Raw genomic sequence first — 18,315 nt, 5'->3', positions numbered from 1 at the left:
TTGTGGGGGTGGCTGCGCCGAGCGGAATCCTTCGGTCACATCGCGATCCACTCCCTTCACCGTCCTATTTGGACCGATTCGAGCACGCCCAGCGCATCGGGGACGAGGACCGCCACGGAGAAATAGACGCTCACCAAGCAGCACACAATGGCCTTCTCGGTGATCCCCATGAACCGCACGTTCAGGCTCGGCTCGTACTCGTCCGGGATCCCCGGCTGGTGCAGCCCGATCACGCCCTCGTCGTCGAGGCCGGTGCGCATGCACAGGATCGAGGTCGTGCCGTGCTCGCTGACCGGAATCTTGTTGCAGGGGAAGATCGGAACGTTGCGCCAGGTCATAACCTGGCTGCCGTCGATCTCGGTCGTGTTCGGGTAGACGCCGCGCCGGTTGCACTCGCGGCCGAACGCGGCAATAGCGCGCGGGTGGGCCAGGAACAGCCGGGACTTCCGGCGGCGGCCGAGCAGGGCGTCCATATCGTCCGGCGTGGGCGGCCCGGACCGGGTCTGCACCCGCTGCTGCGCAACGACGTTGTGCAGCAAGCCGAACTCGGGGTTGTTGATCAGCTCGTGCTCCTGCCGCTCGCGGAGGGCCTCAACGGTCAACCTGAGCTGTTGCTCGGTCTGGTCCATCGGGGCGTTGTAGAGATCGGCCACGCGGGTGTGCACCCGCAGCACGGTCTGGGCGACGCTGAGCTCGTACTCCCGCGGCTGGAGCTCGTAGTCGACGAAGGTCGGCGGCAGCGCGATCTCGCCGTGGTGCCCGGAGGACATCTCGATCAGGGCTTCGCCACGCTTGTTGGTGGCGGGCTTGGGAGCCGCCGCGCGGGCTTGGACGTGGTCCCGCAGGGAACCGTAGGCCTCCTCGATCCGGTCGATCGCGGCGCGCGGCAGCTCCAGCACGGTGCACGCTGTGATCGTCCGGTAGGTGAACTCCCAGTGGCCCTGCGGACCGGCGAGCGCTCCGGCACCGAAGAACTCGCCGTCGGCCAGCACGTCGATCACGACATCGTCGCCGTACTCGCCGCTGCGGACCTTGTTGACCTTGCCGTGTGCGATGACCACGACCCGGTCGGCCGCCTGCCCGGCTCCGGCGATCACTTCGCCCGGCCCGAGTTCGCGCTGATCGAACTGGTTCGCCAGCTCGGTCAACGCGGCCTCGTCGGCGAATCCCCGCAGCAGCGGCAGTTCGCACAGCTCCTGCGGGATGACCCGCGCTCGATGCTCTTCCGTGGTGATGCCGACCAACCCGTCGCCGACGGGGTAGCTCAATCGGCGATTGACCCGGTAGGTCCCGGCGGTGACCTCCTCCCACGGCAGCCGGCGCAACAGCCACCGAGGAGTGATCCCCTGCATCTGCGGCGTCGACTTCGTGGTGGTCGCCAGGTTGCGCGCGGCCGCCCTGCTGAGGCTCAGCCGCCTCGTCTCATCGGACGCCGCATCCGGCTCCAACACACCCGTCATGACTTGAGACCTCCGAGAATTACCGGGCCAACCGCCCCAGGGTCACAATCGGTTAATTGCGCCGTCGACTTAGTTTTCCCGACCGAGTTCGACATGATCGAGGACGGCCAATGCGTCCGGGGTGAGAACCGCGACCGAGTAATAGGCGCTGACGAGGTAGGAAAGAATCGCCTTTTCGCTGATATTCATGAAGCGCACGGAAAGGCCCGGCTGGTATTCGTCGGGAATGCCAGTTTGGTGCAGCCCGATTACACCCTGCTTCTCCTTGCCCGCCCGCATCAGCATGATGCTCGTGGTCTGGTTCCCGTTGATCGGGATCTTGTTGCAAGGAAAGACAGGCACGCCGCGCCAGGCGGGAACCTTGTGCCCGTTGACACCCACCGTATCCGGATAGAGACCCCGCTTGTTGCACTCCCTGCCGAACGCTCCGATCGCCCGGGGGTGGGCCAGGAAGAAGGTGGGTTCCTTCCACACCAGCGAGAGCAGGTCGTCCAGGTCGTCAGGGGTGGGCGGACCGCTGCGGGTGTGGGTGCGCTGCCGCAGGTCGGCGTTGTGCAGCAGGCCGATCTCCGGGTTGTTGACCATCTCGTGCTCTTGGCGTTCCCGCAGCGCCTCGATGGTGAGTCGGAGCTGCTGCTCGACCTGGTCCATCGGCTGGTTGTAGAGATCCGCGACGCGGGTGTGCACCCGCAGCACGGTCTGGGCGACGCTGAGTTCGTACTCCCGCGGCTGCGTCTCGTAGTCGACGAACGTGCCCGGGATGTCGGGCTCCCCGTCGTGTCCGGAGGCCAGGTCGATGGCGGCCTCACCGTGCTCGTTCTGCGCCTTGTCCCTGGTGGCCTGGAACTTCGCCAGCTGCTCGCGGAGCGCCTCAGACTGGGCGAGGACCTCGTCGAACGCCTGCTGCCGCAAGACCAGCACGGTGGTCGGGGTGACCGCCTTGACGGTGTACTCCCAGATGTCCGTCGGGCTGGCCAGCGCCTCGTCGCCGAAGTGGTCGCCGTTGGCGAGCACATCGAGCACGGTCTGATCCCCGTACTCGCCGGGGCCGATCTTGTTGACCTTGCCGTGCGCGATGAGGAACGACGAATCGGACGGGTTGCCGAACTCCACTATCACCTCGCCAGGCTCGTACTCGCGCTGTTCGTACCGGTTGCCCAGCGCGGCGAGCGCGTCGTGGTCATCGAAGCCGCGGAACAGGGGCAGCTCGGCGAGTTCCGCGGGGATGACCCGGATAGCGGTCCCGACGTTGGTGAAGGTCACCCGGCCGTCACCAGCGTTGTAGGTCAGCCGCTGGTTGACCCGATAGGTGCCACCCGCAGCCTGCTCCCACGGAAGCAGACGCAACAGCCAGCGCGACGAGATCTCCTGCATCTGCGGCACGGACTTGGTGGTCGTCGCTAGATTGCGCGCAGCCGCCGTACTCAGGCTCAGTTGCTGCTGCTCCGTGGTTTCGGCTCCCGCAGGAGACCCCGTTGAATCGGCAATAGTCACGAAGAACACCACCATGAATAGAACGGGCAAAAGAGTAAGCGAAAATGGAAAGCAACAACCAGATAGCCGCGCACGACCACTGGAAGATATCAGTTTTTGCACTTGAATCTGATCACGCTGTCGAGGATGACGCTAATAGATCAGGACCACATGCCGCCAGTCGAAGCAGGAGTATCCGCCAACCAGGTGACGCTCAGTAACCCCACAGTAAAATCGATTTTAAGCCGATGAGGAACTCCGGCGAAAAATCCTCGTAATTCGACGTCGGGTGGCGGCATCCAGTCAACGTTCTGCGGTCTGTTGCCAGGGCGTGTGCAAGGTTGATCTGATCTGAGACACACCATCGGGTCTACCGGATTGTGGATGGCGCCGACCCCGATTGGGCGTCCTGGTATTCGGACTGGTTGATCCGGCTCTCCGAGCTCCCCCAGCTCCTGGGGACTGCTCCAGTGCGCAGTGAGCTGGTGTATCTGCTCGTTGAGCTCGACAAGGACTACACGAGGGACACCCCGAGTGAGCCGTGGGAGCGCTATTACGCGTCTCGTATTGCCCAGCATTCTTGGCCGAGTGGCTGATGCGGCAGATCGGTGCCCGCCGAGACCGTCAACCCCGCGGTGGTCGAGGAGATGAACGAGCTCGGGCTCGACGGAATACGTGGTGGACCGGATCCGGCAGGATGTCGCGTCCGGTGCCCTCCGTCCCGTCGAGCTCATTAAACAGACCGTGCTCGCCAAGCGCTACGGGGTGAGCCCGACGCCGGTGCGCGAAGCACTCCGGCTGTTGGAGGCTGACGGCGTCATCACCTACCCGCACCACCGAGGCGCGTCGGTCATGGAAATGACCCCGGACACCGCGCAGGACCTCTACCGGCTCCGCGCCGCAGCCGAAGCCGTCGCTGCGGGGATGGCCGTCGAGCGCATGACGCCGACCGGGCTTGCGCTGATCCGCGAGAAGTACGACCTGCTCGACGAGACGGTGCGCTCGGGGGCAACCTCTCCTGCGGAGCTGTCCGTGCTGAACAAGGAGCTGCACTTCGCGCTCTACCGGCAGTCTTCGCCGCTGGTCCTGCAGTACGTCGAGGCGCTGTGGGTGCGGTTCATCCCCTCGGCCACCCTCTGGACGCCGCGCCACGCGCGGGAACTCCAGGACGATCACGGCCGCATCCTCGAAGCGGTCGTCCAATGCGACGCGGACCTGGTTTCGCGGTTGACCAGCGAGCACATCCTCCACGCTGCCGCCATTCGAGAGCGGGACCCCGAGGTCCGGGCCGTCGGCAAGGACGAGAAGGAGGACTTCCCGCCGGCTGCGGAGTAAGAGCCCGCAAGCTGCGCGAGGTCCTGATGACCGGGCGCGAGGACGGAAGACGAACTCGGCGTCGGCGTCGAGGGTGCGGCGAATGAGCCGGGCACAGGCGGCCCGGTCGATGTGGATGTTGGCGAGGGTGGTCCATTCATCGGTCAGGTCTCCTGCGGCAGGTCGGTTGTGGTGGGGTGCAGCAGCGCTTCGACCGCGCGGCGGGCTTGCTCGCGCTCGGCTGGGGGGAAGTAGTCGCGGCGGGTGATGCGCCGCATTTCCGTGCGCAGCCGACGCGCCGTGGACAGGCGCGCGTTCTCCGGCAGCCCGACGGCGGTCGTGGCTTCCTCGGTGAGGGCGCGGTATTCGGCCGCTCGGGCTTGGGCCATGGAAGCGGCCAGTTCACGTTCTTGGTCGGCTGTGGTGGGGCGTGCGATCCAGATCCCGGTGGTGCCGCCGCCGTCGACGATTTCGTCAGCCAGCCATTCCAGGTGTTCGCGAGTGCCTGCGTCGGTGGGCAGGGCGACCACGCCGTCGGCGAGTTGGGCCACGCCGAGGCGTTTGAGCTTGCGCCACACCGCGATCCGCGGTGTGGAGGGCTCCCGTGGCATCCGGTACGACAGCAGCACCCACTCGCCGGGCGTGCGTTGGTCCGTCACATTCGATGGCATGTAACCATGGTTGCAACGAAATCATGGCGGTACAGCCCGGTCAGGCCGATGAGTCCGGAGGCGATGTCGTCGAGCACATCGGCGGTGGCGTCCAGGGCGGGGCGCAGGGCTTGGGTGAGCTGGATGGCGTCGCCGTCGGCCCAGAAGTGGGTGTAGAACGGGCGCGGTTCGTTATCAGGCCGTGGTTGTGCAGCGAGACGACCGCGATGCCACCTTGGTGCAGCCGCGCAGCACCGGCTGTACCTCGTTCGCGGTCATGACGAAGTCCCCGTTGATCACAGCGCGGCCTCCGCTGGTGGGTTGGAGGTTCAGCGTCGTGATCATTCCCATCGCCGGGGATAGGGTCATGCCGGAGTCGTGGATGGTCTCCTTGCGGGGCACGGAGAATTTGTAGACCCGCCTTCGGCGTGCCTTTCTGGCCGAGCGCGGCATCGATTCCCGCGGTGTCCAGCTCTGGCGGGGGCTGCTGTTATGTGCGGCCCCGGCTTCTGCGAGAGGTGCCGTGGAATCGTTGTCATCACTATCCTCCGTTGTAACCATGGTTACAGTCATGAGAGGGAGGGGCAGGGTGCAGCGCGAGTCGGTGTTCGCTCTCCGCGGCGTGACGTTGCGGCACGGGCCGGTCGTGGTGCTGGACGAGGTCTACGCACGGATTCCGCCGGCCGCGTGTACAGCTGTTGTGGGCCGCAGCGGCGCCGGCAAGTCGCGGCTGCTGCGGTTGCTGGTCCGGCTCGACGACCCCGGCACTGGGGAGATCACGTTCTGCGGCAGCCCGCTGGCGGCGTATGACGTGCTGGATCTGCGGCGGCGTGTGCAGCTAGTGGCCCAGCAACCCGTCATACTCACCGACTCGGTGGCTGAGGAGATCAGCTTCGGCTGCCCGGATCTGACCCGGGCACGGCTGAGTGGCCTGCTGGAGCGGGTCGGCCTAGCGCCCTCGTTCCGTGATCGCGCGACGCCGGGCCTGTCTGGCGGGGAAGCCCAACGGGTGTGCCTGGCACGCGCTCTGGCGCTGGAACCGGAGGTACTGCTGCTCGATGAGCCCACCGCCTCCCTGGATGCGGCCAGCGCTGACGCGATCGAGCACACGGTGCGTGACCTTGTCGAGTCCGGTGGCACGGTGGTGCTGGTCAGCCACAACACCGCCCAAGTCGAACGCGTGGCCGACCAGGTGATCGTGCTGGAGCACGGCCGCGTCCTGGCCACGGGCAGACCTGGCGACGTCGAGTACCCGCAGGCGGCCTCATGAGCGTCACGGACGTGACCTGGCCACAGGTGGCGGCCTCGGTGCTGCTTGTGGCGGTGGCGGTCCTGGTAGCCGGTCACCAGCGGTTTCATCTCACCCGGGACCTGCTGGTAGCTGCCGTCCGGGCCGCCGGGCAACTGGCTGCCGTCGGCGTCATCCTTCTGCTGCTGTTCCAGCACGCCGGACTGCTCGGTGCCGCCGGATGGGTCGGACTGATGGTGCTGGTCGCCGGGCAGGTCGCCGGTCGCCGCGGCCGGGCCGTACCCCGTGCCAGCCTGCTGGCCACCGTCGCGGTCGCCGTCGGCTCGCTGGTGTCGCTGGCCAGCCTGCTGGCCCTGGGCATCCTTCCCGCCCGGCCCGAGGTCGTCGTCCCGATCGGCGGCATGATCGTGTCCACCGCGATGCAGGCCACCAGCCTCACCCTGCTGCGCCTGGCCGAAGACGTGCGTCAAGCCCGCCCCGCCATCGAGGCACGCCTGGCACTGGCCATGCCGGTCGCCGACGCCGTCGCCCCGCACCGCTGTTCGGCCGCGCGTACCGCACTGCTGCCCGCGATCGATTCGACCAAGGTCGTCGGCCTGATCAGCCTGCCCGGGGCGATGACGGGCCTGATCCTGGCCGGCGTCGACCCACTCACGGCCATTCGCTACCAGATCGTGGTCATGTACATGCTATTGGCCGCCGCGACCGTTGCCGCAGCAGTGGCCAGCCACCTCGCTCAGCGCCGACTGTTCGACGCCACGGCACACCGTCTCCGCCACTAGAACAGCGCCTCGCCGGGCCAACTCAGCACACGCCCTTCGAGGAACGCCGCCGTGAGCACATACACCTGGTTCTTGGTGAGCGGGGGAGCAGCGGCCGCTTGTCTGGTAACCCATTCTTCGTAGGTCTCTGCCTCGGTGTCGGTTGCATCGCCGGCGCGTTGCTCAGCGCGACGCGCACTGGTCTCGATGATCGCCGCGCGCACGGCTTCAGAGACCGACGTCTCGTCCGAAGTGAGGTCGGCGAGCGCCCTGCGTGCCGTGTCGTCGAGGCGTACGGGGATGTTCCACGGGACGGATACGTCAGTCGGCGATCCACGCAGGAGCTCCCGGACGACCTCGCTGATGGCCTTCGCCTCGTATATGAGCGGCTGAGACGAAGAACCTAACTGGACTGGAAGTGATCGCCTCCTGGAAGCGATGACACCTGAAGGTATGGGTACCTAACAAGACGCTTGATGTGTGGCGAAACCCCTCAAGACGGTCCTGGGCGCGCAGGTGCGCGACCTTCGCCGTTCCCGAGGGCTGAATCAAGAGGGGCGCGCCGAGGAACTGGAAGTCACTCGCGCTACCTGGCCGGCGACCAGCGTTTTCGGCGCGTCTCTGTGTCAGTTCAACCCACCTCCGAACTCAACTTTGCCCGGCGCGTTCGTCGGGAATGCTGCTCGGCAACGCCACCCCGATCCAGGCCGGGATCGTCCAGCTGTACGTGCTGGTGGCGCTGCTGGCGGTGGAGTCGGTGGCGATCCTGGTCGTGCTGGAGATCGTCGCGCGCGGCCTGCTGACCCGGTTTGGCACGCACTTATTCTTCCGGTCGTGACGCTCCTCCAGCGATTCCGTTGCGCGGCCTGGTCGCCGACCTGGCCCAGGCGCTGCTGGTCGTGGGCTCGGTGCTGTTGCGATTTTCGGTCAACGCCGGCGAGTTCCGGCCGCCGCCGGATGTCGACCTCGCCGGGTACCCGCGGCGGACCGGCACCCCAGCCGGGGAGGCGGTCTTCCTCAGCCCTGCACTGCGGTGGCGATGGCCTTGCCGAGATCCTCGGTGGTCGCCTTGCCGCCGAGGTCCGGGGTGCGCGGCGCCGAGGCATCGGTCAGGACCTGCTCGATGGCTCGGACCACGTCCGCCCCCGCCGCTGGCAAGCCGAGGTGGTCCAGCATCATCGCCGCCGACCAGATCTGGCCGATCGGGTTGGCGATGCCCCGGCCCGCGATGTCCGGCGCCGAGCCGTGCACCGGCTCGAACGTCGATGGATAGGTGCGCTCAGGGTTTATGTTGCCCGACGGCGCCACCCCGATCGTGCCGGTCACGCCGGGCCCCAGGTCGGACAGGATGTCGCCGAACAGGTTGCTGGCGACCACCACGTCGAAGCGTTCCGGCGACATCACGAACCGGGCGCACAGGATGTCGATGTGGTCCTGGTCGACGGTGATCTCCGGGTATTCGGCGGAAATGGCCGCGAACCGCTCGTCCCAGTACGGCATCGAGTAGTAGATGCCGTTGGACTTGGTCGCCGAGGTGACGTGCGGCTTGCCGAGCTTGCGGGCCAGCTCGAAGGCGTAGCGCATGATGCGGTCGGTGCCGCGCCGGGTGAACGCGGCGGTCTGCAGCACCATCTCGTTCGGCGTGCCCTCGCCCTGCCGGCCGCCGAGCTGCGAGTATTCGCCCTCGGTGTTCTCCCGGACCACCCAGAAGTCGATGTCACCGGGCTGCTTGTCGCGGACCGGCGGGGTCACGCCCGGCAGCAGCCGCACCGGCCGCAGGTTGACGTACTGGTCGAACTCGCGCCGGATCGGCAGCAGCAGCCCCCACAGCGAGATGTGGTCGGGCACGCCGGGCCAGCCGACCGCGCCGAGCAGGATCGAGTCGTGGTCGCGCAGCCGGTCCAGCCCGTCGGCGGGCATCATCCGCCCGGTGCTCTGGTAGGTCTCGCAACTCCAGTCGAAATGCCGGTAGTCGAACCGCACGCCGTACTTCGCGCCGATCACGTCGAGCACCCGCAACGCTTCCGGCATGACCTCGTTGCCGATCCCGTCGCCGGGCAGCACCGCCAGTTCGTACTGCTGCACTCTGCACCTCGTGCCTCGTCGAGAAAAACGGTTTTCTAGCCGCCATCTAACGCCGCGCACCCGGCCGCGGCCAAGCCCCCGGGGAGAATCGCCGGTGGCGCGACGACCGGGCAGCGGCTACCAAGGACGACGTGGATGCGACACGGGCACTGCGCGAAATCGCGTTCTGGCTGGAGCGCGAGGGTGCGCCGACCTACCGGGTGCGGGCGTTCCGCCGCGCCGCCGCGATCGTCGACGACCTCCCGGACCTGGACGAACGGGTGGCGTCCGGCCGGCTGACCGCGCTGGAGGGCATCGGCCGGACCACCGCCGCCGTGATCGAGGCCGCGCACCGCGGCGAGACACCGGAGTACCTGGCGCGCCTGCGGTCCGAAGTGGACGTTCCGGAGCAAGGGCGGCGGCTGCGCGAGGCGCTGCGCGGCGACTGCCACACGCATTCCGACTGGTCCGACGGCGGCAGCCCGATAGCCGAGATGGCCACCACCGCCCGGGCCCTCGGGCACGAGTGGATGGTGCTAACCGACCACTCGCCCCGGCTGACCGTGGCCCGCGGCCTGTCCGCCGGGCGGCTGCGCCAGCAGTTGGCCGTGGTCGCCGAGCTGAACGAGCGCCTGGCGCCGTTGCGCATCCTCACCGGCATCGAGGTCGACATCCTCTCCGACGGCACGCTGGACCAGGACGAGGATCTGCTCGCGGAGCTGGATCTCGTGGTGGCCAGTGTCCACTCCGAACTGCGGATGGCGGCGCAGGCGCTGACGCGGCGGATGTGCGCGGCGGTGGCCAACGCGCATGTCGACGTGCTGGGGCACTGCACCGGGCGCCTGATCGGCGACAAGAAGCGGCCCCAGTCCACGTTCGACGCCGTGGAGGTGTTCGAGGCCTGCCGGGACAGCGGCGTCGCGATCGAGATCAACTCGCGCCCGGACCGGCTCGACCCGCCGCGGGAGCTGATCCGGCTGGCCCGCGACACCGGCTGCCTGTTCAGCATCGATTCCGACGCGCACGCACCCGGCCAGCTGGACTGGCTGTCCTACGGGTGCGCGCGGGCCGAGGAGTGTGGGATCCTCGCCGATCGAGTGATCAACACCCGGACCGCGGAAGAGCTGCTGGACCGGCGGTGAGGGGGCGGGCCGCGGCGGCTAACATCCTCCCGGCAGGCGGTGCTGGTCACGCATGGTATTTGAATGCTCAAATACTCTCGGCGTATGCTGTTCGGGTGACCGAACCGCGATGGCTGACCGACACCCAGCAGTGCGCCTGGCGGAAGTTCGCCGCCCTGATGACCGTCGTTCCGGCCGCGCTGGACGCCCAGCTGCAGCGGGACGCCGGGTTGACCCACTTCGGCTACTGGGTGCTGGCGATGCTCAGCGAGGACCCCGAACGCGCGCTGCGGATGAGCGATCTCGCGGCCCGGTCCAACGCCTCGCCGTCCCGGGTGTCGCACGTGGTCGCCCGGCTGGAGCAGCACGGGTGGGTGCGCCGCCACCGCGCGTGCGGCGACGGCCGCGGCAACGTCGCGGAGCTCACCGAAGCCGGCTACGAGAAGCTCGTCGCCTCGGCCCCCGGTCACGTGGACAAGGTGCGCGACCTGATCTTCGACGGCCTCTCGGAGGCCCAGGTGCGCCAGCTCGACGAACTTTGCGCCGCCTTGCTCGCCCACCTGGACCCCGAAGGCGGCCTGACCACCGCCCCGCCGCAGAAGGGCTGACTCAAGCGGCTTCGTCGGCGTCGTCCTGCTGCGCGAACTGGGTGCGGTAGAGCTCGGTGTAGAGGCCGCCGCGAGCCAGCAGTTCGGTGTGCGTGCCCTCCTCGGCGATGCGTCCCTCGGAGACCACCAGGATCCGGTCCGCCTCGCGGATCGTGGCCAGCCGGTGCGCGATGACCAGCGCCGTCCGCCCGGAGAGCGCCGTCTTCAGCGCCTTCTGCACGGCCGCTTCGGATTCCGAGTCCAGGTGCGCGGTCGCCTCGTCGAGCACGACGATCGGCGGCGCCTTCAGCAGCAACCGGGCGATCGCCAGCCGCTGCTTCTCCCCACCGGAGAGCCGGTAGCCGCGGTCGCCGACGACGGTGTCCAGCCCGCCCGGCAGCGACGAGATGAGGTGTCCCAGCTGCGCCGTCCGCAGCGCCTCGACCAGCTCCTCGTCGGTGGCGTCGGGCCGGGCGAAGGCGAGGTTGGCGCGGATCGAGTCGTGGAACAGGTGTGCGTCCTGGGTGACCACGCCGACCGTCGCGTACAGCGAGGCCAGCGACGTGTCGCGGACGTCCACGCCGCCGATGCGCACCGCGCCCGAATCGACGTCGTAGAGCCGCCCGGCCAGGTGGGTGATGGTCGTCTTACCGGCGCCGGAGTGGCCGACCAGCGCGATCGTCTGGCCCGGCGCGGCGTGGAACGAGATGTCATGCAGCACGTCGTGCGCAGGCGCGTTGTCCGGCCGCGCCACCGATTCCAGCGACGCCAGCGAAACCTCGCTGGCGGCCGGGTAGCGGAACGAGACCGCGTCGAACTCGACATCGGACGCCCCGGCCGGCAGCGGCTTCGTGTCCGGCTTCTCCTGGATCATCGGACGCAGGTCCAGCACTTCGAAGACCCGGTCGAAGCTGACCAGCGCCGTCATGATGTCGACGTGCACGTTGGACAGCGCGGTCAGCGGCCCGTACAGGCGGCTGAGCAGGGTCGCCAACGCCACCAGGGTCCCGAGCTGGAACGCCCCAGCCAGCACCAGCCCACCGCCGAGCCCGTAGACCACCGCCGTGGCCAGCGCCGCCAGCAGCGTCAGCGCGACGAAGAACACCCGGCTGTACATCGCCGACACCACACCCATGTCGCGCACCCGCGCCGCCCGCCGGGAGAACCGCTCGGACTCCTCGTCGGCGCGGCCGTAGAGCTTGGCCAGCATCGCCCCGGCGACGCCGAAGCGTTCGGTCATCAGCGAGCTCATCTCGGCGTCCACCTTCATCTGCTCCCGGGTGACCCGCTGCAGCCGCCGCCCGATCCACCGCACCGGCAGCAGGAACAGCGGCAGCAGCGCAAGCGCGATCAGGGTGATCTGCCAGGACAGGGTGAACATGGTGGCCAGCACCAGCACCAGGCTCAGCACGTTGGACACCACCGACGACAGGGTGCTGGTCAGCGCCCGCTGCGCGCCGATGACGTCGTTGTTGAGCCTGCTGACCAGCGCTCCGGTCTGCGCCCGCACGAAGAACGCCACCGGCATCCGCTGCACGTGGTCGAACACCTCCGAGCGCAGGTCGTAGATCAGCCCCTCGCCGAGCCGCGCGGAGTACCAGCGCTGCAGCAGCGACGCCGCGGCTTCGAGGAGCGCGACGCCCGCCACCGCCACCGCCAGCCAGACGACCACCGACATGTTCTGCGGCACGATCCCGTCGTCGATGATCGCCTTGAACAGCAGCGGGTTGACGATGCCGAGTACCGCCGCGAACGCCACCAGCGCCAGGAAGGGGACGATGTCGCGGGTGTAGGGCTTGGCGTAGCGCAGGATGCGCCGGGCCAGGCCGGGGGAGAGGCGTTGCCTGGTCACGGAACCGTCGCTGGCGAAGGAGCGCATGGTCTCCCAGCTCATCGTCATGGTCACAGTCTCCTTCAACCGGGTTCGAGGTCGAGCACCATCCTCAAACTTCAAGCTAAGTCGAAGTCAACGCTGCGGGACGAGCTTCGATTCCCGCCCGGACGTTCTGGTGCCGCAAGTATTCGGCCACGCGCCGCCTCGGACCGGTGCCGCTCCGGACGGTGGTCTTGAACAACGTTTCATGTACGTTACTCTGTGCGCTGATTCGGACACGATCCGAACTCGGGGGCTGACTGGCAGGGCATGGCGCAGCGTCGGACGGGAGCGACCGCGTGTTGATCGGCACTTCGGCCGGGGGTGGCCGTTGACGGTTTCCGGGCAGGAGCCCGCACGCATCCCGCTGCGCGTGGCAGACCGGTTCTTCCTCGCCGCGCACACCGGCGAGCAGCGCCTCTCCGCCAGGGTCGACGGCGCGCTGGTGGCGCTGGGCTGCGCCGGCGCGCTGCTGGCGGAGCTGATCCTGGAAGAGGAGATCGCGGTGACCCCCAGCGTCCGGCCCAGCGGCAAGGGACGCTGCCCGGATTTCCTGTCCTGGACGATCCTGCGGGAGGTCCGCCAGGAGTCGGGCCACGACATGCGGACCTGGCTGGAGTACCTGGGCCAGACCGCCACCGAGAAGGTACGCGCCCGGCTGACCATCATCGACGTGCTGCGGGAGGTGCCGGTGTCGGGCGGCTGGCGCGGCGGCACTGCCGCGGCGTGGCAGTTCGCCGAGGACGGCGTCAGCAAGCCGGAAGCGGACCTGGAGGCGCTGTTCACCAGCGTCGAAACCGCCGGCGGCAGCGGCATGATCACCGTCCCTTCCCGGATCGCCGAGATCTCCCTGGCGCTGCTGCTGCGGGAAACCGGGGTGCTGCGCCAGATCCGGCTCCCCAAGCACATCGCGCGGCAGGGCGAGTACCGAATGGAGTCCTGGGAGCCGCGCATCCCGGGAGCGCTGCGCAGCCTGATCAACGAGGTCGGTGCCGCCCGCGGGCAGGCCGCGATCACCCCGAGGCACTGAGCGACGTGGCCGAACCGGGAGGTCGCGCCCGTTCCACGGCACCGTGACGCCAGGAGGCGCCAAGCGCGGAACTCGCACCGCCACGCAAAGAGAACCGATTATCCCCGTTAGGAGCGAGCTGTTGCCCCCGTCCAAAGTGTCCGCCGCCCTGGCTCGCGCCCGCTTGGGCGTGACGTCGATCGTGTTCTTCACCGTCGCAGCCGCGGCACCGGAAACGGTGGTCGGCGGCGGCGCGGTCAGCGGGTTCGCGGTCTCCGGGGTGACCGGGATCCCGCTGGGCTACCTGGCGATCGCGCTGGTCCTCGGGCTGTTCGCGATCGGCTACGTAACGATGTCCCAGCACGTGGCGAACGCGGGCGCGTTCTACGCCTACGTCGCCAAGGGGCTGGGCAGGGTGACCGGGACCGCGGCCGGTGGGGTCGCGCTGGTCTCCTACCTGATGATCCTGACCAGCCTGGCCGGAGGTTTCGGGGTCGGTGCGTCCGGCTTCGTGCGGCAGGTCAGCGGCGTCTCGGTGTCGTGGTGGCTGCTCGCCGCCATCGGCCTGGCGGTGATCGCGCTGCTCGGCGTGCTGCGCATCGACGTCAACGGGCGCGTGCTGGGCGTGCTGCTGCTCGCCGAGGTAGCGATCATCCTGATCTTCGACGCGGCGTTCGTGTCAGCGCCGTCGGAAAGCGGGGTCGTGCTGGACACGCTCAACCCCGACCAGCTGATCACCAGCGCGGCCGGGGTAATCCTGGTGATCGCCTTCACCGGGTTCATCGGGTTCGAGAACTCCACGGTACTGGCCGAGGAGGCGAAGAGCCCGCGCACGGTGATCTACGCGACCTACATCTCGCTGGTGATCATCGGCGGCTTGTACTCGCTGTCGACCTGGGCGATGACGGTGGCCACCGGCCCGGGCAACATCGTTTCGCAGGCCGGAACCCACTCCACGGAACTGCTTTTCGTGCTCGCCGGGGAGCGGCTGCCGGACGCGGTGGTGACCATCGGCTCGGCGCTGTACGTGACGAGCCTGTTCGCCGGGACGCTGTCGTTCCACCACGTCTGCGCCCGGTACTTCTTCGCGCTGGGCAGGGAAGGCGTCGGCCTGCACTGGTGGGGGACGACCAGCTCGCGCACCTCGGCCCCGGCGGCGGGCTCGGTGACCACCACCGCGATCGCGATGGTCGTGGTGGCGCTGGTGGCGATCATCGGCTTGGACCCGATCACCTACCTGTTTTTCTGGGGAGCGTCGCTCGGCGCGCTCGGCGTGCTGACGCTGGTCCTGCTCACCTCGGTTGCGGTGGTCGGCTACTTCATCCGCGAGCGCGACCACGGGCACGGCAGGTGGCGGACCACCGTCGCACCGGCACTCGCCGCACTAGTACTCGCGATGGTGCTGTTCCTGACGGTGGCGTCGTTCGGCACTGTGCTCGGCGTGGACGACGGCGACCCGGCGGCCTGGATTCTGCCGCTGGGCTTCCTGGTCGTGCTCGTGCTCGGCGCGATCTGGGGCGCGGTGCTGAAGCGGGCCCGACCGCGGGCGTACGCGCGGATCGGGATGGGCGCCCGCGCCACCACGGTCCAGATCGACAAGGAGCCGTCCGATGTCCACTGAGGACGCGCGGGTGCGCACGCTGCTGCGGGCCTTCGGCGACGACGCCTTCGCCCAGTGGCTGGTACCCGACCAGGAGCACCGGCACCACGTGTACCGCGAGTGGTTCGCGATGGTGCTAGCGCACACCGAAACGGCCGGTCGCGTGATCACCGGCGAGGACGATCTCGCGGTCCAGGTCTGGCTTTCGGCGCGCACTGGACCGCCGGACATGCTCGACGAAGCAGGCGTCCAACGCCTGTTGGAGCTGGCGGGACCCCGCGCGCACCGGTTCCGGGAGTTCGGTGCCCTGAGTGCGGAACGCCACCCGCGCGAACCCCACGAGTACCTGGCCCTGATCGGTGTCGATCCCGCGGTGCAGGGTACCGGCGTCGGCTCCCGAGAACTCGGCGAAACCCTCCGGCGATTGGACGCAGACGGCGTGCCATCCTACCTGGAGGCCAGCAGCCCCCGAAGCCGAAACCTCTACCTCCGCTTGGGCTTCGAACCCCTCGGCGCCCCGATAATTCTCCCCGACGAAGGCCCCCACCTCTACCCGATGTGGCGCCCTCGTCGCGGCCGCGACGGTCAGGTCTCCGCTCCGACGTAGTCGAATTCCCAGGTCCCGTCCGGTCCCTTGCGGCCGCGCTCGTAGATCAGCAGCGGCGGTACGGCCTGGGCGTTGCGGGCCCGCGCGGGCAACGTGATGCGCGGGACCGGTTTGCCTGCCACGTCCGCGGAAACGGCGACCTCGTGACCGTCCTCCGGCCCACCGCGCAGCCGGACCCGGATCTCTGCCACGCGAATCTCCTTCGCTCGACCAAGTACTGCCTCGACCAACACTGCCGTGATCGGCGCCTCGATCGGCGACGACACTTCTTCGACAGCGGCGCGCGGAACTCGGTTCCGGCTGTCACTGAATCGTGTGGTCTGGCGGGGAGTCGATTGTCAGATCATCTCGGTGATGTTGGGTTCGACGCCAAGCAGCGCGCGGCCGAAAAGCTCGGCGCTGCTGGCCGGGTGCGCGAGCGCGTGCCGGCTGGCGGTCTGGATGTCGCGCAGGATGGCGTGCAGCGGGTCCGATTCGGACAGCGCCGCCGCGCCGTAGGCGGAGACGAGGTCGTCGACGGCCTCGCGGCACTGCCGCACCGCGTGGCTGGAGTGCTGCCGCAGCCGGGCGCGCTCCAGGTAGTCCGGATGGGTTCCGGACAGCGCGTGGCCGTCCACCACGGCCGCCGACCGGTGCGCGATCAGCCGCGCGACATCGATCTTCGTCGACGCCTCCGCCACGGCCAGCTGGAACGCGGTCGAATCGCGCTGGCGTTTGTAGCTGGTGAACGCGATGCCCTTGTGGTCGGCCTGGGACAGCACGTGCGCGAGCGCTTCCTCGGCCATGCCGAGCAGCGGGGCGATCAGGAAGGTGGCCAGCGTTGGGACCAGGGCGGTGCGGTAGCGTGGGGAATCGTTGAGCTCGCGCGGGAACACGCCTCGCGTCGCCGGTTCCCGGCGCAGCACGCGGTGGTCGGGGACGAACACGTTCTCGCCGATCAGCAGGTTGCTGCCGGTCCCGCGCATGCCGAGGGTGAACCAGGTGTCTTTGACACGCAGCTCGTTCATCGGGATCAGGCCGAACGCGGCACCCGCTGGCTCATCGTGCTCCGGTAACGTCATGCCAAGCATGGCCCAGCCCGAGTGCAGGCTGCCGGACGCCGGCGCCCAGTTGCCGCTGACCTCCCAGCCGCCGTCGACACGCCGGGCTGCGGCCTTCGGCGCGAGTACCTGGCACACCTTGGTATCCGGGTCGGTGCCGAAGACCTCTTCTTGGGCCTGGTCGGGGAACAGGCCGGTGAGCCAGTCGCCGCAGCCGAGGATCAGCACCAGCCAGCCCGCCGCGGCGTCGCCCCGGGTTACCTCGGCGGTGGCGTCCATGACGGTGCGCAGGTCGGTTTCCAGGCCGCCGAACCGGCGCGGCACCCACGCGCGGAACAGGCCGGCCTCATCGAGCGCGGCGATCGACTGGTCGGCGAGCCTGCGTTCCTGCTCGCCCTCGGCGCGGTGTTGTTCCAGTAGCGGCCGCAGTGCCGCCGCCCGATCGAGGAGATCCACCCGCTCGTCGGTCCCCATGCTCGGCTCCTCAAAAATCACTGATCTCGATGATCAGTGTGCACGGAGCGCGACCTGGAAGGGAGGCCCGGTCCGCAACTGCCTCAGCCTGGACTCGGGGTTGTGGACCGTTTGGTGGAATGTGTTCAGGGTATGGGGAATGTGATGGTCGCGATCAGCCTCGCCCGACCGCGCGGGAGGTCGGTGCGACGGCGAGGTCGGCGCCGATCCGGGCCGCGGTCGTCAGTAGCGGCGGCAGGAGGTTCTGGCGCGCGTCCTCGGGGCTGCTGCGGGAGGCGTGCGAGGAGATGTTCACGGCCGCGACCACCCGGTTCGAGCGGTCCCGGATCGGCGCCGCGATCGAGCGCAGGTCCGCCTCCAGCTCCTGGTCCACCAGCGCCCAGCCCTGCTCGCGGATGCGCGCCAGCTCGGCCTTCAACTCCGCCGGAGTCGTTATGGTGTGCGGGCCCAGCGGCTCCAAGTCCACTTCGGACAGATAGTCGTCCAGCTCGGCGGGGCCGAGGTCGGAGAGGATCACCCGGCCCATCGAAGTGGCGTAGGCGGGGAAGCGGGTGCCAATGTTGATCGACACCGTCATGATCCGTGAGGTGGGCACGCGGGCGATGTAGACGATGTCCGGGCCGTCCAGCACCGACACCGACGCCGACTCGTGCACCTCCGCCACCAGCCGTTCCAGGTAGGGCTGGGCGATCTCCGGCAGCGACACGCTGGACAGGTAGGCGAAGCCCAGCTCCAGCACGCGCGGGGTCAGCGCGAAGATCCGCCCGTCGGTCCACACGTAGCCGAGGTGCACCAGGGTGTGCAGGAACCGGCGGGCCGCCGCGCGCGACATGTCGGTCGCGCGGGCGACCTCGGACAGCGTCATCTCCGGGTGTGACTCGTTGAACGCGCGGATCACCAGGAGCCCACGCGCCAGCGACTGGACGTAACCACCGCTCGTGTCGGACACGGGCTCCATGGTGATCTCCTGCTCTCGGGCGATCAGTCGTTCTGCTCTTCGCCCAGGATCGTATTGGCGATCGCGAAGGCGCTG

General features: G+C 68.6%; 19 protein-coding genes and 2 pseudogenes. 9 read left to right on the top strand and 12 right to left on the bottom strand.

What is annotated here, in order from left to right; genetic code table 11:
- Positions 1 to 56: 56 nt before the first annotated feature.
- Together ACRXBZ_RS01545 and ACRXBZ_RS01540 are read right to left on the bottom strand one after the other, a co-directional pair.
- On the bottom strand, positions 57 to 1,460 hold the full coding sequence (locus tag ACRXBZ_RS01545) for a family 2B encapsulin nanocompartment shell protein (protein ID WP_433877424.1): 1,404 nt from the start codon (positions 1,458 to 1,460) through the stop codon (positions 57 to 59).
- 69 nt (positions 1,461 to 1,529) lie between these two features.
- Positions 1,530 to 2,954: a family 2B encapsulin nanocompartment shell protein gene (locus tag ACRXBZ_RS01540; RefSeq protein ID WP_433877423.1), complete on the bottom strand. Its 1,425-nt coding sequence runs from the start codon at positions 2,952 to 2,954 to the stop codon at positions 1,530 to 1,532.
- A gap of 657 nt (positions 2,955 to 3,611) precedes the next feature.
- Here ACRXBZ_RS01540 and ACRXBZ_RS01535 point away from each other — a divergent pair.
- Positions 3,612 to 4,268, top strand: a complete 657-nt coding sequence (locus ACRXBZ_RS01535; protein ID WP_433877422.1) for a GntR family transcriptional regulator — start codon at positions 3,612 to 3,614, stop codon at positions 4,266 to 4,268.
- A gap of 42 nt (positions 4,269 to 4,310) precedes the next feature.
- On the opposite strand, the pseudogene ACRXBZ_RS01530 reads toward ACRXBZ_RS01535, so the two are convergent.
- From ACRXBZ_RS01530 to ACRXBZ_RS01515, 4 genes and pseudogenes are all read right to left on the bottom strand, one after another.
- Positions 4,311 to 4,415 (bottom strand): annotated as a pseudogene (locus tag ACRXBZ_RS01530) (chromate resistance protein ChrB domain-containing protein); the annotation flags it as partial.
- Positions 4,412 to 4,918 (bottom strand): Chromate resistance protein ChrB, encoded by a 507-nt coding sequence (locus ACRXBZ_RS01525; protein WP_433877421.1) that lies wholly within the window; start codon positions 4,916 to 4,918, stop codon positions 4,412 to 4,414. The gene ACRXBZ_RS01525 and the pseudogene ACRXBZ_RS01530, both read right to left, overlap by 4 nt.
- Positions 4,903 to 5,082 (bottom strand): annotated as a pseudogene (locus ACRXBZ_RS01520) (hypothetical protein); the annotation flags it as partial. The pseudogene ACRXBZ_RS01520 and the gene ACRXBZ_RS01525, both read right to left, overlap by 16 nt.
- A gap of 10 nt (positions 5,083 to 5,092) precedes the next feature.
- Complete coding sequence (locus tag ACRXBZ_RS01515) at positions 5,093 to 5,350, bottom strand: DUF1259 domain-containing protein (protein ID WP_433877420.1); 258 nt, start codon at positions 5,348 to 5,350, stop codon at positions 5,093 to 5,095.
- A gap of 136 nt (positions 5,351 to 5,486) precedes the next feature.
- Here ACRXBZ_RS01515 and ACRXBZ_RS01510 point away from each other — a divergent pair, with 136 nt between their 5' ends.
- Entirely contained in the window at positions 5,487 to 6,167 is a 681-nt protein-coding gene (locus ACRXBZ_RS01510; RefSeq protein WP_433877419.1) for an ABC transporter ATP-binding protein, read from the top strand.
- Positions 6,164 to 6,928 (top strand): ABC transporter permease, encoded by a 765-nt coding sequence (locus tag ACRXBZ_RS01505; RefSeq protein ID WP_433877418.1) that lies wholly within the window; start codon positions 6,164 to 6,166, stop codon positions 6,926 to 6,928. The genes ACRXBZ_RS01510 and ACRXBZ_RS01505 overlap by 4 nt, the downstream gene beginning before the upstream one ends.
- On the opposite strand, the gene ACRXBZ_RS01500 is transcribed toward ACRXBZ_RS01505, so the two are convergent.
- On the bottom strand, positions 6,925 to 7,131 hold the full coding sequence (locus ACRXBZ_RS01500; RefSeq protein WP_433877417.1) for a hypothetical protein: 207 nt from the start codon (positions 7,129 to 7,131) through the stop codon (positions 6,925 to 6,927). The genes ACRXBZ_RS01505 and ACRXBZ_RS01500 overlap by 4 nt on opposite strands.
- 452 nt (positions 7,132 to 7,583) lie before the next feature.
- Between ACRXBZ_RS01500 and ACRXBZ_RS01495 the strand changes: the two genes are divergently transcribed.
- Positions 7,584 to 7,745, top strand: coding sequence for a hypothetical protein (locus ACRXBZ_RS01495; RefSeq protein WP_433877416.1), 162 nt, complete (start codon positions 7,584 to 7,586; stop codon positions 7,743 to 7,745).
- A gap of 179 nt (positions 7,746 to 7,924) precedes the next feature.
- On the opposite strand, the gene ACRXBZ_RS01490 is transcribed toward ACRXBZ_RS01495, so the two are convergent.
- Entirely contained in the window at positions 7,925 to 8,992 is a 1,068-nt protein-coding gene (locus ACRXBZ_RS01490) for a tartrate dehydrogenase (RefSeq protein WP_168589084.1), read from the bottom strand.
- A 131-nt stretch (positions 8,993 to 9,123) separates the two neighbouring features.
- Between ACRXBZ_RS01490 and ACRXBZ_RS01485 the strand changes: the two genes are divergently transcribed.
- Both ACRXBZ_RS01485 and ACRXBZ_RS01480 read left to right on the top strand, forming a co-directional pair.
- A complete protein-coding gene (locus ACRXBZ_RS01485; protein ID WP_433877415.1) occupies positions 9,124 to 10,113 on the top strand; it encodes a PHP domain-containing protein in 990 nt (329 codons plus the stop codon).
- Between the two features lie 95 nt (positions 10,114 to 10,208).
- Positions 10,209 to 10,700, top strand: coding sequence for a MarR family winged helix-turn-helix transcriptional regulator (locus tag ACRXBZ_RS01480; protein ID WP_433877414.1), 492 nt, complete (start codon positions 10,209 to 10,211; stop codon positions 10,698 to 10,700).
- A gap of 1 nt (position 10,701) precedes the next feature.
- Here the strand turns inward: ACRXBZ_RS01480 and ACRXBZ_RS01475 are convergent, their stop codons facing one another.
- On the bottom strand, positions 10,702 to 12,579 hold the full coding sequence (locus ACRXBZ_RS01475) for an ABC transporter ATP-binding protein (RefSeq protein WP_433877413.1): 1,878 nt from the start codon (positions 12,577 to 12,579) through the stop codon (positions 10,702 to 10,704).
- Between the two features lie 304 nt (positions 12,580 to 12,883).
- Here ACRXBZ_RS01475 and ACRXBZ_RS01470 point away from each other — a divergent pair, with 304 nt between their 5' ends.
- The 3 genes from ACRXBZ_RS01470 to ACRXBZ_RS01460 all read left to right on the top strand — a co-directional run bounded on the left by ACRXBZ_RS01470 (position 12,884) and on the right by ACRXBZ_RS01460 (position 15,768).
- Positions 12,884 to 13,582, top strand: a complete 699-nt coding sequence (locus ACRXBZ_RS01470) for a GPP34 family phosphoprotein (protein ID WP_433877412.1) — start codon at positions 12,884 to 12,886, stop codon at positions 13,580 to 13,582.
- A gap of 121 nt (positions 13,583 to 13,703) precedes the next feature.
- Positions 13,704 to 15,182 (top strand): APC family permease, encoded by a 1,479-nt coding sequence (locus ACRXBZ_RS01465; protein WP_433877411.1) that lies wholly within the window; start codon positions 13,704 to 13,706, stop codon positions 15,180 to 15,182.
- Positions 15,172 to 15,768, top strand: a complete 597-nt coding sequence (locus ACRXBZ_RS01460) for a GNAT family N-acetyltransferase (protein ID WP_433877410.1) — start codon at positions 15,172 to 15,174, stop codon at positions 15,766 to 15,768. Before ACRXBZ_RS01465 ends, ACRXBZ_RS01460 begins: the two co-directional genes overlap by 11 nt.
- Here the strand turns inward: ACRXBZ_RS01460 and ACRXBZ_RS01455 are convergent.
- The 3 genes from ACRXBZ_RS01455 to ACRXBZ_RS01445 all read right to left on the bottom strand — a co-directional run bounded on the left by ACRXBZ_RS01455 (position 15,747) and on the right by ACRXBZ_RS01445 (position 18,240).
- Positions 15,747 to 15,959: a DUF8847 domain-containing protein gene (locus tag ACRXBZ_RS01455; protein ID WP_433877409.1), complete on the bottom strand. Its 213-nt coding sequence runs from the start codon at positions 15,957 to 15,959 to the stop codon at positions 15,747 to 15,749. The two genes, ACRXBZ_RS01460 and ACRXBZ_RS01455, sit on opposite strands and share 22 nt — an antisense overlap.
- A 147-nt stretch (positions 15,960 to 16,106) precedes the next feature.
- Positions 16,107 to 17,282: an acyl-CoA dehydrogenase family protein gene (locus ACRXBZ_RS01450; protein ID WP_433877408.1), complete on the bottom strand. Its 1,176-nt coding sequence runs from the start codon at positions 17,280 to 17,282 to the stop codon at positions 16,107 to 16,109.
- Between the two features lie 154 nt (positions 17,283 to 17,436).
- Entirely contained in the window at positions 17,437 to 18,240 is an 804-nt protein-coding gene (locus ACRXBZ_RS01445) for an IclR family transcriptional regulator (protein WP_433877407.1), read from the bottom strand.
- Positions 18,241 to 18,315 lie beyond the last annotated feature (75 nt).

This window comes from Saccharopolyspora hattusasensis, assembly GCF_050972075.1.
GTDB classification, from domain to species: Bacteria; Actinomycetota; Actinomycetes; order Mycobacteriales; family Pseudonocardiaceae; genus Saccharopolyspora; species Saccharopolyspora hattusasensis.
Note: the sequence above shows the minus strand (reverse complement) of the source record. Positions and strands in the feature narration are given on the sequence as shown.